The sequence below is a fragment of the Rickettsiales bacterium genome (genome assembly GCA_035765535.1).
Classification (GTDB): Bacteria; Pseudomonadota; Alphaproteobacteria; order Rickettsiales; family JABCZZ01; genus JABCZZ01.
Genome location: DASTXE010000006.1, coordinates 201,209 through 215,876, shown reverse-complemented (window position 1 = coordinate 215,876; position 14,668 = coordinate 201,209). Strand labels below are relative to the sequence as shown.

Below are 14,668 nucleotides of genomic sequence, written 5' to 3'. Positions count from 1 at the left end.
TTATGAGCGGCACTGAGCTGAAAATGTTGCGTGAAATAGTAGCCTCCGTAAGGAGGCGCCTGCCATCGCGCAAGGTTATTGCAGCGCTGCTCGTGACAACCGGGATCGGGCTGCCGCTGAGTCTTCTGCTTTCCTGGCGCCTGCTCCAGCTGGAAAATCATAAAGAATTAGCGGATTACGAGCAGCGAGCCGATCATATTGCCGCTGCGCTTGATCAGGAATTGCGGGGCGATGAGAGCATTCTGCAAAGCGCCAGTTTTTTCATGAATGTGGAAAATGATATTCCGCCGCAGACATTTAATAAATTCATGACGCCCTATCTTCTGCTGCGCCCGGAAGTGGATTCCGTGATGTGGGTTCCTAAGGTGCATGATGCGGATCTCACGAAATTTACGGAACAGGCTGCCAGGCATTTGCCCGGTTATTTAGTACATACGGCAGATAAGAAACCAGACTCAGTGCCGGAGGGAAAACATTTTCCGGTGTATTTCCAATATCCGCTGAATGATATGCTAGGACTCGATCTGGCAACCATGCCTGATGTGCTGGATGCCATTAAGGTAGCCAAAAAACAAAATACCTTTGCATCGCTGAATTTTTCGATTCGGGATGTTATTAGCGGTGCCTCTGAAAAACATGCTGGTGCCGGTCCTCTGGTGCTGGATTTGTTTTACCCTGTATATCATAACGGTACGGAGCTTGCCGGTGTTGTAGGGCTGACATTAAATATGGATGGGCTTATTGCTTCCACAGGGGCGACTAATGCGGCAAACGATCTGCAGATTTCAGTTGCCAATAATTATGAAGGCATCTTCCCCGCTTTATCCGACAACGCAGGAGCATGGTTTAATATAGCCCAGTTCCTGGAATTGCAGACGGAACAGGTGTTCCATGTAAAGCGCGTGCTCAGGGTAGGCAACAGCACGCGTGAAATAATGTTCACCTTTACGAATGACACGCCCTGGCTGCTGCGGCATATGATCGTGTTTTCGGTGCTTATTGCCGGTCTTTCCATTATGACGCTGTTGGCAATCTACTGGCTTAACATTATTAAGCTGGCCGAAGCAAAGCAGCATGCGGAAATGGCCTCGAAAACCAAAAGCGCTTTCCTGGCCAATATGAGCCATGAAATCCGCACACCAATGAACGGCGTGCTCGGCATGGTCGACCAGGTGCTGGATACGGATCTGACCAAACAACAGCGCGACTGGCTGCAGACCGCTCACCAGTCGGCCGAGGCCCTGCTGGATATCATCAATGACATTCTGGATATTTCCAAGATCGAGGCGGGTCAGTTAACGGTGAGCCGTGTGCCTTTCAATCTGCATAATGTTATTGAAACGGTGACGGACCTGCTGTATCTGCGCGCAGCTGCCAAGGGCCTTGTGCTGATGGTGGCCATTTCTCTGGATCTGCCGCATCATGTGTTAGGCGATCCGTTGCGTCTGCGCCAGATCGTCATGAATCTTGTCGGCAATGCCATCAAGTTTACCGAACGTGGCCATGTGTTTATCTGTGTTGAGATGACCAGGCACGAACCGCCGGTCATGCATGTGGAAGTGCAGGATACAGGGATTGGGATTCCTGTGAAAAAACTGTCGCAGATATTTAATGAGTTTTCGCAAGGTGAAGAATCCACGACCCGCAAGTTCGGTGGCACGGGACTCGGCCTTTCCATCAGCAAAAAGCTGGTGGAGCTCATGGGCGGGGAAATCGGCGTGCGCAGTGCTGAAGGCAATGGCTCATCTTTCTGGTTTACGCTGCCGCTTGTTTCCGATCCTGCTAAACCGTTTATACAACAGCGAGCCCCTGAAGATCTACGCAACGCGCGTGTTCTTATCGTAGTGCCTTACCCGCCCGCGCAACAGCAGCTTGCAGGATATTTTGAGAGCTGGGGCATTAAGTGCGATAGCGTTGGCAACACCAAAGCTGCGTTAACACTGCTTTCCAATCCAGAGCTGACAGAAATACCGTATCGCTTCGTACTGATCGATACGGAGCTTCCGGGATGGATGTCGCTGGTGGAGAGGCTCAAAGGACCGGAGAGCAAGCATGAAACCCAGACGATTCTCTGTGTGCCTCCCGGCCTGATGCTGGATGATTATAATCTCAGAAAAAAAGGTATTTCCGGCGTCATCAGCAAGCCGCTTTACCAGTCCAACCTGTTTAATATGCTGGTGTATTTATGGGAACACCGGCTTGAGGATATTCCTGATTTGGTCACTAAGACCACGCTCGAGGAAGCGCTTCACACCACGCTGAAATCTGCCGGGCTGCCGCATCATACATTGCTGGATTACTCGCATGTCCACGCGCTGCTGGTGGATGACCAGCCGGTGAACCGCCAGCTTATGAAGATTATTCTTGAGAAGATCAAATGTAATGTCGATCTGGCGGAAGATGGGATTGAAGCCGTGGAGAAAGCAAAAGAAACTCCCTATGATATTATTTTCATGGACTGTCAGATGCCGCGTATGGACGGTTATGAAGCCACGCGCGAGATCAGAAAATTTGAAGCGCAGTCAGGCCGGCATGTTCCCATTGTTGCGCTGACGGCCGATGCAATGCAGGGGACGAAGGAGCTATGTCTTGCGGCGGGTATGGACGATTATGTCAATAAACCCGTCAAGCCTGCCCAGATACACCAGATGATGCAGGTGTATATTCCGGCGACAAGCAGTTAGGGTCAGAGGTTTAGTTTTTCTTCTCTATATCAATCTTCTGCAATCTGCTTTTGCGCTCCAGGTGCATCTCCAGCCACATAGCGTTGAGCGTGCCGAACAGCACGGCCATGCCCAGTCCCAGAATCCATGAAAAATACCACATTGTTTTTCTCCTTTAATACAGGTGATCGCCGTCATTTTTGATGGTTTCCTCGCTGACGGCCTGGCGCATGATGTGAAACGCCCAGCTCGTGTAGGTGAGGATGATCGGCACGAAAATAATGGCGGCTATTGTCATCAGCCATAACGTCATATGCGAGCTGCTTGCATCCCACACGGTCAGGCTCTGGTTCGGCTTCAGGCTGCTGGGCAGCAGGAAGGGGAACAGGGAAATACCCGCGGTGGCGATCGTGCCTGCAACCATCAGGCCGCTGGCGATGAAAGCGGTGGCATGGCGCTTCATTTTTGTGAGCATGACGGTACCCGCACAGCCAAGAACAGCCAGTAACGGAACGATGAACAGAGCCGGATGGGACAGGTAGTTCTGCATCCATACGCCGGTTTGCAGCACGACCTGTTTATGATCCGGGTTGGATGGGCCGGCATGGTCAATGGTTCCGCTGATGGCGAAGCCGGTGATATGGTCTACCCATAATCCGCCTATAGCGAACAGGATAAGCCAGATTGTGAGTCCCGTATAGATGGTGCTTATCGCGCGTTCCTGAACGGGGCCGCGGGTTTTTGCGGCAAGGTAGACAGCGCCATGTGTTGCCAGCATGGTGACGCTGGTCAGGCCGCATAGCAGGGCGAATGGATTCAGCAGATGAAAGAAACTGCCGAAATAGCTATCCTGATAATGGGGAAGGTTCATCTCATCGAGATAGAACGGCACGCCCTGAAACAGATTGCCGAATGCCACGCCAAACACGAGCGGCGGTACGAGTCCGGAAGCGAACAGGGTAAAATCCCAGATCCGGCGATGTTTGGGGTTAGGGAACTTATTGCGGTATTCGAAGCTCACCGGACGAAGGATAAGGCTTACAAGCGTTAGGAACATCGCAAGATAAAAGCCGGAAAAGGCTGTCGCATATACGGCAGGCCATGCAGCAAAGATTGCGCCGCCGCCGAGAATCAGCCAGACTTGATTGCCGTCCCACACGGGGCCAACTGTATTGATGATAATGCGGTGCTCCGTATCCGTTTTAGCCAGGAATGGGTTCAGGAAGGCGACGCCCATATCGAACCCGTCCATCACGGCAAAACCGATCAGCAATATACCCAACAGCGCCCACCATGCAACGCGCAGTGTTTCATAATCGAAGGGAATAGGAATCATGGCATTTACTCCTTTATACGGTGATCTGGGCAAGCGATTCCGGGCTTAGGGAGGGGCCTTTCTTCGCGTATTTGAGCATCAGGTAAATATCCACCACCAGCAGGCTGCTATAGAAGATGACGAATCCCAGCAGGCTGGTCAGCACGAGTTCGGTTGAGGTCGCACTGACGCCGAGTCCGGTCGGCAAAACACCTTGAATGGCCCAGGGCTGGCGACCATATTCGGCCACGATCCAGCCCAGCTCGATCGCGATCCACGGTAGGGGAAGGCTATACAGCGCGGCTTTCAGCAGCATCGGATTGTCAAAGCGCCGCAGGACCGAGGCACGGAATGCCAGCACGTAAAGAAGAATGAACCAAACGCCACACAGTACCATAATACGGAAGCTCCAGAATAATGGCGTGACTCTTGGAATGAGGCTGAGTGCCGCCGTATGGATCTGTTCCGGCGTGGCTTTGGCTGGCTCAATGCCTTTGGCTTTCAACAGTAGGCCGTAACCGAGATCCTCAGCATGGGCAGACAGAATGTTCCTTTGGTCCTTATTTTTCGGGTCTGCTTTCACTGCGCCGAGCGCCTTATATGCTTCGATACCGCTTGCGATACGCTGTTCGCTTTCGGCGACGATCTCCTTCATGCCGCTGATCTTTTCGTTGAAGGTGCGTGTGCCAATCAGGCCCATGATCCAGGGAATCGTAATCTGGTAATCATTGCGCATATGCTCCTGGTCGGGGATGGCGAACAGTGTGAAGCTTGCCGGAGCGGGTTCGGTCTCCCACATGGCTTCGATTGCAGCCATCTTCATTTTCTGGTTTTCATTGACCGTATAACCGGATTCATCCCCCAGTACGACCACGCAGAGCGCGCTTGCGAGGCCGAAGGAAGCGGCCACGGCGAAGCTGCGCTTCATGATTTCCATATGCTGGCCGCGCAGCAGGAAGTACGCCGAGATGGCTAGCATGAAGGTGGACCCGCAGACATAACCCGCGCTTACGGTATGGACGAATTTGGCCTGTGCGACGGGGTTGAAGATCAAATCATAAAAGCTTCTCATTTCCATGCGCATCGTATCCGGATTGAAATATGCGCCGACCGGGTTCTGCATCCAGCCATTGGCAATCAGAATCCAGACGGCGGAAAGATTGGTGCCGAATGCCAGGCAGAAAGTGGCGAACAGATGCTGCACCTTGCTCATTTTCTTCCAGCCGAAAAAGAACAGGCCGACGAAAGTGGATTCGAGGAAGAAGGCCATCAGCCCTTCAATGGCGAGCGGTGTGCCGAAAATATCTCCCACATAATGGCTGTAATAGGCCCAGTTCGTGCCGAACTGAAACTCCATCGTGATACCCGTGGCCACGCCCATGGCAAAGTTGATGCCGAATAATTTTCCCCAGAACTGGGTTGCATCGCGCCAGATTGTCTTGCCGGTCATGATGTAAGTCGCTTCCAGTATGACGAGAAGCCAGCACAGCCCCAGCGTCAGCGGCACGAACAGGAAGTGATATAATGCCGTGGCTGCGAACTGCAGACGTGAGAGAACGATCGGATCCATGTGCATGGTTTACCTATGCTTTCGGGGTGGGAGAGGGTGAGGAGAGAAAGTGGTGAGTTGTGTCTTCGGTATTGGGGACGACTTCATGATGCCTGACAAAAAAGAACCAAAGCAGCGCCAAGGCCGTAAATTTAATGGCCAGCGCGATCGTGATGTCTTTTCTCAGATTCAGCTTCATGGGTTTCGTCATATCGGGATATGTCGTTAAGCCCGCAATTTATCACCCGTACTATGAGAAGGAATTGATCTTAGTCAAGTGACATCGGAAAGATATGACACAGTTGCACACGGAAAAGATGTGGCAATGTCTTGAATCAGGATTGTTCCTGCGGCGATCTGGCGTGAATTTCAAGGGTGTGTTTGCTGCCGCGGAAAATGTCGCTCAGGGCTTCATTGATAAGGCGCACGCGTTCGCTGCGTGGCATCTCCATAAATTTATCGGAAACGATATCGACAAAGAAATAGGTTTCCGGCCTTGCCCTTTCCCCGGAATATTCCATCTTTTTCAATGACTCATCATATATCCGCAGATGGACGGGCTTGAAGGCGGTTTCCAGCTTCTGGCGCATCAGGTCTATTTTTCGCATGCAGCAATACCCGGATAATTATACTTCCCAGTATTGCAGCATAAAACGCATTATTTTTCAAGATGATTGCAGTATGGCGGGTAGTAAACCCGCCATACATACCGAAAGATCACCTTGGCTTAATTTATTGAATCACAATAAATAAGGCAGCGTCTCCGCGCTGGATGTTAAGCAGCAGGGTTTTTGGATGCTGTCTGGCGGCTTCGATCAGCTCGGCAACGCTGGTGACACGTTTCTGGTTGACTGAAGTAATGATGTCGCCTTTTTCAATTCCCGCTGCAGCCGCCTGGCTTTCCGGATTCACATTTGTGACCTGAACACCTTTAACGGGGTTGCCCTCGGGCATATCGGCAAGGGTAGCGCCTTTCAGCAGTTTAATCTCGTTGCCCAAGGCTTCGGAGGACATTTCGGTCCGCTTGCCAATGGTGGTGCTGATCGTTTCGTGTTTGCCGCCGCGCACGATTTCCATTTCGACTTTCGCACCAATTCCCATAAGGCCGACGCGGTTGCGTAAGTCAACGGCGCCCGTAACCGGATGACCGTTGACGCTCGTAATCACGTCACCTTCTTTTATCCCTGCCTTCGCAGCATTCGATCCTTTTTCCACTTTGGCCACGAGCGCACCCTCATGCACGCTGGTGCCTATCGCACTGGCGATTTCAGGCGTGATATCCTGAATATGAACGCCAAGCTGGCCGCGCTCGATAGAGCCGTGCTCGATCAGCTGGTGCATGACATCAACCGCCATGCTGACCGGAATTGCGAAGCCTATGCCGACATTGCCGCCTGAGCGCGACATGATGGCGGTATTGATACCGATCAGGTTGCCTTTCAGGTCTGTCAGCGCACCGCCGGAATTGCCCGGATTGATGGCGGCGTCGGTCTGGATGAAGTTTTCATAGCCTTCGATACCCAGGCCGTTGCGGCCTAACGCGCTTACGATACCGGAGGTTACCGTCTGGCCGAGTCCGAACGGATTGCCGATCGCTACGACGAAATCGCCCACTTCCAGTTTGCCGCTGTCGCCAACCTTAATGGCAGTCAGGTTATCGGCTTTGATTTTTAATACGGCGAGATCGGTTTCAGCATCCTTGCCGACCACTTCCGCTTTAATTTTGCGTTTATCTTTCAGCGTTACGAAAACTTCTTTGGCATGTTCAACGACATGCGCATTGGTCAGCACATAACCCTTATCGGCATCGACGATCACACCGGAGCCGACGGCCTGCACTTCGCGCTCTTCCTGCGGCATGCCCCCGGGGAAGTTAAATAAATTGCGGAAAACCGGATCGTCAAACAAAGGGTTGGAGACACGCATGCTGGCTTTGGTGGAAATGTTGACCACAGCCGGGGTCACCTGTTTCAGCATGGGGGCGAGGCTCGGTTCCTGCTGGTCGTTCTTACCGATGGTGTCGATAAACGGAATGGCGGCCTGGGCGGGAAGCGCGCAGAGGGATGCTACGCCGGTCAGGAGGCTCGTAGCGATAAGGCGGATAACAAACTTTCTCATAATGAACTCCATAAGATTATGAACGGACAAAACGGTTTCTTGCATCAGGCAAGAGCTTATACGCATGAAGATGGATATAGTATGCGCTATGTATCATTTAAAGAGTGAAAAAGAGGATTGCTGTGTAATATGTTACATTATGCAATATGCGCGCACCAAAAACGCGCATGACCACCTCCAGAAGGATTAAGTGGTTCGCATTATGCTACACCGCTTCTCTTTGTTCAAGCAACTGATTGATGGTATTGAGCGCATCGGCGATCATCAGCTGTTTTTTATGGTCGAGTGCGTTGATGGAGTCACGCAGCCTGTTATGCAGAAGGTAAGGGGTCTCCACCACGAACTGATGCCCTTTGGCGGTTATATTGATATAGACGGAGCGGCGGTCGGTGCCGTCACGCATGCGTTTGACAAAACGTTTTTCTTCCAGCCGGTCGATTACGCCGATGAGTGTGCTGGAACTGACATGGATATTTTCCGCCAGCACAGCGACGGTTGTCGCGCCTTTCTCAAACACCTCATACAGGCACATGACCTGTGGGATAGTGAGATCGTATTGCTTGGTCAGGAAGCGTGAGTGGGTATCCATGCATTGCGCGGTTTTGCGCAGCAGTTTGATAATAGCACGCCCGTAATCATCCCTGCTTTGGGAGAAATGGTCTGTGCTGGCGCCGGTAGATTCCGGGTTGGCTATTTGAGCTGTATTTCTAAGAGACATATTTCCTCCGTTTTCAGGTGGATGTATATTAAATCGCAACACAAATCATTTGTATGCAAATTAATGCGAACGTATAAAGAATGCAACATAAAAAAGATATTTCCATAAAATTTACATGCGATTTTTCCGGAAGCGGTAACGCTGACTATCATCCGCAGATCGTTCCTGTTATAATCCGTTTATGCATATCGTTGATTCGGAACTTATCCGTCTGAGTTCACTTGCATTTGCCGATGAGGCGCAATGCGTGGAGGATCTACTTGCGCAGCTTGCAGGTTATGAAGAATATAAAGATGCTGCGCGCCTGCGGGCGATGAAACTGACCGAGGCCAGCCGTGCAAAGACGGGAAGCGGAATCGAGGCGTTCCTGCGTACCTACGGGCTCAATACGCATGAAGGCGTGGCAATCATGTGCCTCGCGGAGGCTTTGTTGCGCATTCCCGATGCCCATACGGCGAACCGGCTGATCGAGGATACGTTCCATAATAAAAACTGGAGCGCCTATGTCGGCGATGGGGAATCTTTTTTTGTCAATGCATCGAGCATAGGGCTATTGCTGACGGGTAAAATTGTCGGTCTCGGCCTTGGGCGAGAGGAAACGGCGGCATCAATGATCGGCAAGGTCGTCGGGCGGGTGGGGGAGCCGCTCGCGCGGGAAGCGCTGAAAGAGGCCGTGCGTATTGTCGGCGGTATGTTTGTGCTGGGTGAGACAATTAACGGCGCATTACAAAAATCCCAGCCGTATGAAAAGCAAGGGTATCGTTTCTCTTATGATATATTAGGAGAAGGATCGCGCAGCGACGCACAGGCGCAGGCTTATTTATATGCCTACCGCGATGCGATTGCCGCTATCGGAAAACACCGTGGCACAGCAGGCCTGCATGAGGCGCCGGGAATTTCCGTGAAGCTTTCCGCGCTCCATCCGCGTTATTTACTTGTGCATGAGGAAACACTCGTGCGCGAATTGCTACCAAGAGTGGCTGAAATTGTGCGGCTTGCTATGCAGGCCGGCATTAGCGTTTCCATCGACGCGGAAGAAGCCACACGATTCGATATCGGGCTGATTATTTTTCGTAAACTGTTCGAGCTGCCGGAGTTCCGTGATTATGACGGGCTTGGCTATGTGCTGCAGGCTTACCAGAAGCGGGCCGTGCAGGCGGTGGATTATCTGGCGGAGTTAAGCCGCGCGGCACGCAAACGCATGAACGTAAGGCTTGTAAAGGGCGCATACTGGGATGCGGAAATCAAGGCCGCGCAAATTGCCGGACTGCCGGGCTATCCTGTCTTCACGCGTAAAGAACACACGGATGTTTCCTATCTGGCATGTGCGCAGAAAATACTGGCGGATGGCGAGTGTTTCTATCCGCAATTTGCCACGCATAATGCGCTGACGGCGGCTTCAATTCTGGAGATGGTGAAGGAACGTAAGCAGCCTTATGAGTTCCAGCGTTTATATGGCATGGGTGAGGCGCTGCACGCGCAGCTGTTGCAGGAGGCACCTTGCCGCATTTATGCCCCGATCGGGAAATATAAGGATCTGCTTGCCTATTTGATGCGGCGATTGCTGGAGAACGGTGCGAACACCTCCTTCGTCAGGCAGCTTGCCGATCACGATACGGCGGCGGAAGAGTTACTTGCCGATCCGATAGTCAAGACCAGGCGAAGCTGCGGACGGCCGCATGATCATATACCCGCTCCGCCGCATCTCTATAGTGACCGCGAGAATTCGCGCGGCGTGGATCTTGGTAATCTCCATATGCTGCGGCAGCTGAGATTGGGGCTTGCTGAATTCCGGCATTGTTTCTGGCGAACGGCGAAGCCGGAAGATAAAGAGTATGATCTGACGATCACCGAGCCTGCGGACAGCAACAGCATTGTAGGATATGCACTCCTTGCCACGCCGGAACAGGCGCATCGTGCCGTTGCCGCCGCTAGTTCGGCATTTGGCAGCTGGAGCAGGACAAATGTAAAAAGCCGGGCGGAGACTATTCGTAAATTTGCTGTACTTTTAGAAGAAAACCGGCTGGAGATCATTGCGCTGCTGATGCGTGAAGCTGGCAAGACGCTCAGCGACGCGGTGGCGGAACTGCGTGAAGCGGTGGATTATTGCCGCTATTACTCGGCACAGGCGGAAAAGCTGTTGGGCGAGGAGGAGGTGCTGCAGGGACCGACTGGCGAGCGCAATAGTCTGGGATTTGCACCGCGCGGAGTATTCGTCTGTATTTCGCCGTGGAATTTTCCGCTGGCGATTTTTACCGGGCAGATTGTGGCAGCGCTGGTGACAGGCAATACAGTCGTGGCGAAGCCGGCGGAATGCACTCCGCTGATTGCAGATCTCGCGGTGAAGCTCCTACATAAAGCAGGCGCTCCCGAAACGGTGTTGCACTGCCTGCCCGGGAGCGGTGCAACGGTAGGGCAGGCGCTTACCGAGGATCCACGTGTAGCAGGTGTGGTCTTTACCGGTTCTACGGAAACAGCACGGCATATCAACCGGACCCTTGCTGCGCGCGAAGGCGCCATTGGCGTGCTGATTGCGGAGACGGGCGGGCAAAACTGCATGATCGTGGACAGTTCCGCACTGCCGGAGCAGGTGGTGGACGATATTGTGACCTCGGCATTCGGCAGTGCAGGCCAGCGCTGCTCGGCATTGCGCGTGCTTTATGTGCAGCAGGAAATAGCTGGCGATCTTATTGCATTGATTAAAGGGGCCATGCAGGAGATCAAAACCGGGAATCCATTTGCGGATTTTTCGGTGGATGTGGGACCGGTGATCGACGAGCCTTCGCGCGACAGGCTGCGCAAGCATATAGAACATATGACAATAGTAGGGCATCCTCATGCCCATTCGCCGCTCGATAGTGCACAGGAAAAGGCAGGGACGTATATTGTTCCGCATCTTTTCGAGATCACTTCCATTGCCGAACTCAGACATGAAGTGTTTGGACCGGTGCTGCATGTCATACGATATCAGGCGGACGAGCTGGCGGCCGTATGTGATGAAATCAACTCCACAGGCTTCGGCCTGACCTGCGGGTTTGAGAGCCGCATAGAGCAGAATATCGCACTCGTAAGGCAGCGTATCCGGGCAGGGAATCTTTATGTGAATCGCAGTATGATCGGTGCGACAGTGGGTGTGCAGCCATTCGGCGGGGAAGGAAAATCCGGTACGGGCCCCAAGGCGGGCGGTCCGCATTATCTGCTGCGTTTCCTGACTGAACGCACTTTTAGCGTGAACACAGCAGCTATAGGTGGCAATCTGGGATTGCTTTCCGGCTCTTAAGCAGTTTTTAGACCTTCACCACGACTGTTTGACAATATTCGTTAATTAAATGTTAGTAATTACCTTGCTACGATACAGCGAGTGTAGCAGATAACAGTTGCGATGGCCCATTATAACCCACCACCTTATTCTTCCCTGACCAGACGCACTAATCACAAGGCTATGGAGTTGCGCCAGGCCCTGCGGAAGGAGACCGAGCTTCGGATTCTGGAATCAAGTGCCGAACCCGCGCGCGAACATATCAGCAGTATGTGGGAAAAACTGACGCGCACGCATGAATCGTGGTTTCTTGGGGCTATGGAAGATTCCAAGGTCGAACATGTGCCCGGCCAGCCTTACTATCTTTATATTTCTCCTGAAGAAGATAAAAGCCGTGTTGAGCGGGAAGTCCGTGATGCAAGGGCGGCTGTGGTAGAGCAGATATACGCACGTGCAGGAACGCAGGATCCTGTCATGTGCACCGTCATTGACGACAGAGTCGTGGAAGGTGAACGGTTAGTGATTAAGAATCGCATACCAGCCACAGAAGAGAATCTGCCGCAAATTGAAGTGCGCGTTCTGCAGCGCAATCCGCAGACAGGGAGCCTGATTCCTCCGCCCGCCGATCAACACGGACTTCTCTATTTGCCGCACCCTTATGTGGTGCCCGGCGTCCGGTTCAACGAAATGTATGGGTGGGATACAGCCTTTGTCGTGCGCGGGCTGCTGCGGGACGGAGAGTTTCAGCGGGCCAAGTGGCTTACAGACAATCTTTTGTATGAGGTGAAGCATTACGGCGCGATTCTGAATGGAAACCGTACCTATTATCTGGATGAAAACAAACCGCGGTCGCATCCGCCGCTGCTGACTGGGAAAATACGCGATATTTATAATTACTATCGTTCTTCAGAAGAGGAATCTGCCATTGTGCAAAGAGATGCCATGGTGCCCTGGCTGAAAGATGCGATGGAACAGGCGGAACGCTATCATGATTTTTTTCTTCAAAAGCCGCATATACCTGCCGGTGCAGAAGAAGGGAATAACCACGTATTGTCCTTGTATGACAGCGAGCGTAAGACGCCCGGCGATGAAGTGCTTTATAGCGAGCCCGAGCATTACGATGTAGCGCGTAATGAGCTATCCGGTGTATATGACACGATTAAGGAAAAGCTGCAGCAGGATTTCGGCTTAGATATCGGGGCGATACTGAAAGCGCAGAATCTAGATGACCAGCAAGCGGCTGCAGTTTCCCGGCTCAGTTACCAGATGCGCAGGGATCTTTATTATATCGAGCAATATCTGACGCTCGATGAAGCGGGACATCCCGCACAGGATGCAGAGGGCAGGGTGCAGCTCTCGGAGCAATTCTACCGGGGCGACTGGGCCATGCGCGAGAGCGGTTTCGACCCATCGCGCCGGTTCGGTTTTTTTAATGTCGATATTATCAATCATATTCCCGTTTGCCTGAATTCCCTTCGCCATAAGATGGAAAAAGAGATGGGTGCTCTTTACGGGCAGCTTGCGCAGGACGAGCCGGGCATGCGCGAACATTGGCGGCAGAAAGAAACAGAATGGGAACAAAAAGCCGGACAAACCCGTGAAGCCATGCAGGAATTATGGGACCCGGGAGACGGAAACCGTCTTCCTTCATTCCGCGATAAGAATATCAATGAAGCGTTGAACCAAAAATACAATCTGCCGGAGTTTCGCGAATATGCCTATGCGACGGCACTGTTTCCTATGTGGGCCGGTGTTGCCACGCCTAAGCAGGCCGAGCAGATTGTCACCTACATCATGCCGCAGCTGATGAGCGCCAATGGTTTGAATACCAGCAGGCGCAAGGATACGGGAAGCCAGTGGGATTATCCGCTGATGTGGGCGCCGCTCCAGGTTGCTGCAATGGAAGCGCTTGAACGTTATGGTTATTACGAAGAGGCCTGGAAAATCGGCGAGCGCTATGCAAAAGCCGTTATCCGTGAATATGGACGAACCGGAAAAATGTGGGAGAAGCTTAGTTCTGAAACCGGTACGAACCAGACGGCTATTCATATCAACAAGGGATATGCCACCAATGACGAGGGATTTGCCTGGACTAACAGTGCTGTGGTGGAGATTATGCATGCATTGCCACGCCTGCTGCAGAAAATACAAGGCAAGAAGGTTACACATCCGGATATAGCGCCTGTGGACGGCGTCAAAACAGGTGAATTCGGGTATCCTGAGCCGCGGCATCTTGTTCATCTGACGCCTGCGCACGTCCGCTGATATTACTTGCCATCGCGCGGTAGTTTCCCCATAAACAGAAACAGTTATTTAATCTGCCAAGGTGTTTATGGTTATACGCTCCGCTATTTTCAATGCAGGCTTCTGGATTCTGATTCTTGTATTGGGGCTTTGCGGATTGCCCTTTGCACTTGTCTATCCTCCGGCAGTATTTACCGTTGCACGGCTGTGGGGACTGGGAACATTATGGATGCTTAAGGTGCTGTGCGGCATAACGTATGAAGTGCGCGGACGCGAGCATATGCCCAAAGGCGCTGCCATCATTGCTTCCAAACACCAGTCCGCGTGGGATACGGTCGTATACTGGATATTGCTCGAGCGCCCGGCTTATGTGCTGAAGCGGGAATTGTTGTTCTTCCCGGTGTTCGGATGGTATCTGATCCTGCTGAAGAATATCTATATCAACCGCAAGGCAGGCGCTTCCGCCATGAAGCATATGCTGCGTGAGGCAAAGCGCAGGGCTGCTGAAGGCCGCCCGATCGTTATCTTTCCGGAAGGCACGCGTACGGCTCCCGGCGCAACGGCGGTTTATCATCCGGGCGTGGCGGCTATTTATCAGAACCTGGGAATTCCCGTTGTACCGGTGGCTCTCAATTCGGGAAAATTCTGGTCTAAAAATGCATTTGTAAAAAAACCGGGCGTAATCGTCATCGAATTTTTAGAAAATATCACACCCGGTATGAAAAATCGCGATTTTCTGGCGAAATTGCAAAATGTCATTGAAGATGCATGCCAAAAACTCTAGGTTCTGTGGCCGATAGGT

The 14,668-nt window shown here is 52.3% G+C and carries 11 protein-coding genes; 4 read left to right on the top strand and 7 right to left on the bottom strand.

Going from position 1 to position 14,668, the window contains the following annotated elements:
- Positions 1-2: 2 nt before the first annotated feature.
- Entirely contained in the window at positions 3-2,684 is a 2,682-nt protein-coding gene (locus VFT64_09655; protein HEU5048091.1) for a response regulator, read from the top strand.
- 10 nt (positions 2,685-2,694) lie between these two features.
- On the opposite strand, the gene cydX is transcribed toward VFT64_09655, so the two are convergent.
- The 7 genes from cydX to VFT64_09620 form a co-directional block, all read right to left on the bottom strand.
- Positions 2,695-2,826, bottom strand: a complete 132-nt coding sequence (gene cydX / locus VFT64_09650; protein HEU5048090.1) for a cytochrome bd-I oxidase subunit CydX — start codon at positions 2,824-2,826, stop codon at positions 2,695-2,697.
- 12 nt (positions 2,827-2,838) lie between these two features.
- Positions 2,839-3,999, bottom strand: a complete 1,161-nt coding sequence (gene cydB / locus VFT64_09645) for a cytochrome d ubiquinol oxidase subunit II (protein ID HEU5048089.1) — start codon at positions 3,997-3,999, stop codon at positions 2,839-2,841.
- Between the two features lie 13 nt (positions 4,000-4,012).
- Positions 4,013-5,548, bottom strand: a complete 1,536-nt coding sequence (locus VFT64_09640; GenBank protein HEU5048088.1) for a cytochrome ubiquinol oxidase subunit I — start codon at positions 5,546-5,548, stop codon at positions 4,013-4,015.
- A gap of 13 nt (positions 5,549-5,561) precedes the next feature.
- Positions 5,562-5,738 (bottom strand): hypothetical protein, encoded by a 177-nt coding sequence (locus VFT64_09635; GenBank protein ID HEU5048087.1) that lies wholly within the window; start codon positions 5,736-5,738, stop codon positions 5,562-5,564.
- Between the two features lie 124 nt (positions 5,739-5,862).
- Positions 5,863-6,135: a BolA family protein gene (locus tag VFT64_09630; GenBank protein HEU5048086.1), complete on the bottom strand. Its 273-nt coding sequence runs from the start codon at positions 6,133-6,135 to the stop codon at positions 5,863-5,865.
- A gap of 124 nt (positions 6,136-6,259) precedes the next feature.
- The gene (locus VFT64_09625; GenBank protein ID HEU5048085.1) at positions 6,260-7,645 is read right to left on the bottom strand and encodes a DegQ family serine endoprotease; all 1,386 of its coding nucleotides are present in this window, start codon (positions 7,643-7,645) and stop codon (positions 6,260-6,262) included.
- A gap of 205 nt (positions 7,646-7,850) precedes the next feature.
- Positions 7,851-8,363 carry a MarR family transcriptional regulator gene (locus VFT64_09620; protein ID HEU5048084.1) on the bottom strand — a complete coding sequence of 171 codons (513 nt, stop codon included), beginning with the start codon at positions 8,361-8,363 and terminating at the stop codon, positions 7,851-7,853.
- Between the two features lie 181 nt (positions 8,364-8,544).
- On the opposite strand from VFT64_09620, the gene putA reads away from it, so the two are divergent.
- The 3 genes from putA to VFT64_09605 all read left to right on the top strand — a co-directional run bounded on the left by putA (position 8,545) and on the right by VFT64_09605 (position 14,650).
- Complete coding sequence (gene putA, locus VFT64_09615) at positions 8,545-11,643, top strand: bifunctional proline dehydrogenase/L-glutamate gamma-semialdehyde dehydrogenase PutA (GenBank protein ID HEU5048083.1); 3,099 nt, start codon at positions 8,545-8,547, stop codon at positions 11,641-11,643.
- A 102-nt stretch (positions 11,644-11,745) separates the two neighbouring features.
- The gene (locus tag VFT64_09610; protein ID HEU5048082.1) at positions 11,746-13,887 is read left to right on the top strand and encodes a trehalase family glycosidase; all 2,142 of its coding nucleotides are present in this window, start codon (positions 11,746-11,748) and stop codon (positions 13,885-13,887) included.
- A 67-nt stretch (positions 13,888-13,954) separates the two neighbouring features.
- The gene (locus VFT64_09605) at positions 13,955-14,650 is read left to right on the top strand and encodes a lysophospholipid acyltransferase family protein (GenBank protein HEU5048081.1); all 696 of its coding nucleotides are present in this window, start codon (positions 13,955-13,957) and stop codon (positions 14,648-14,650) included.
- Positions 14,651-14,668: the final 18 nt, after the last annotated feature.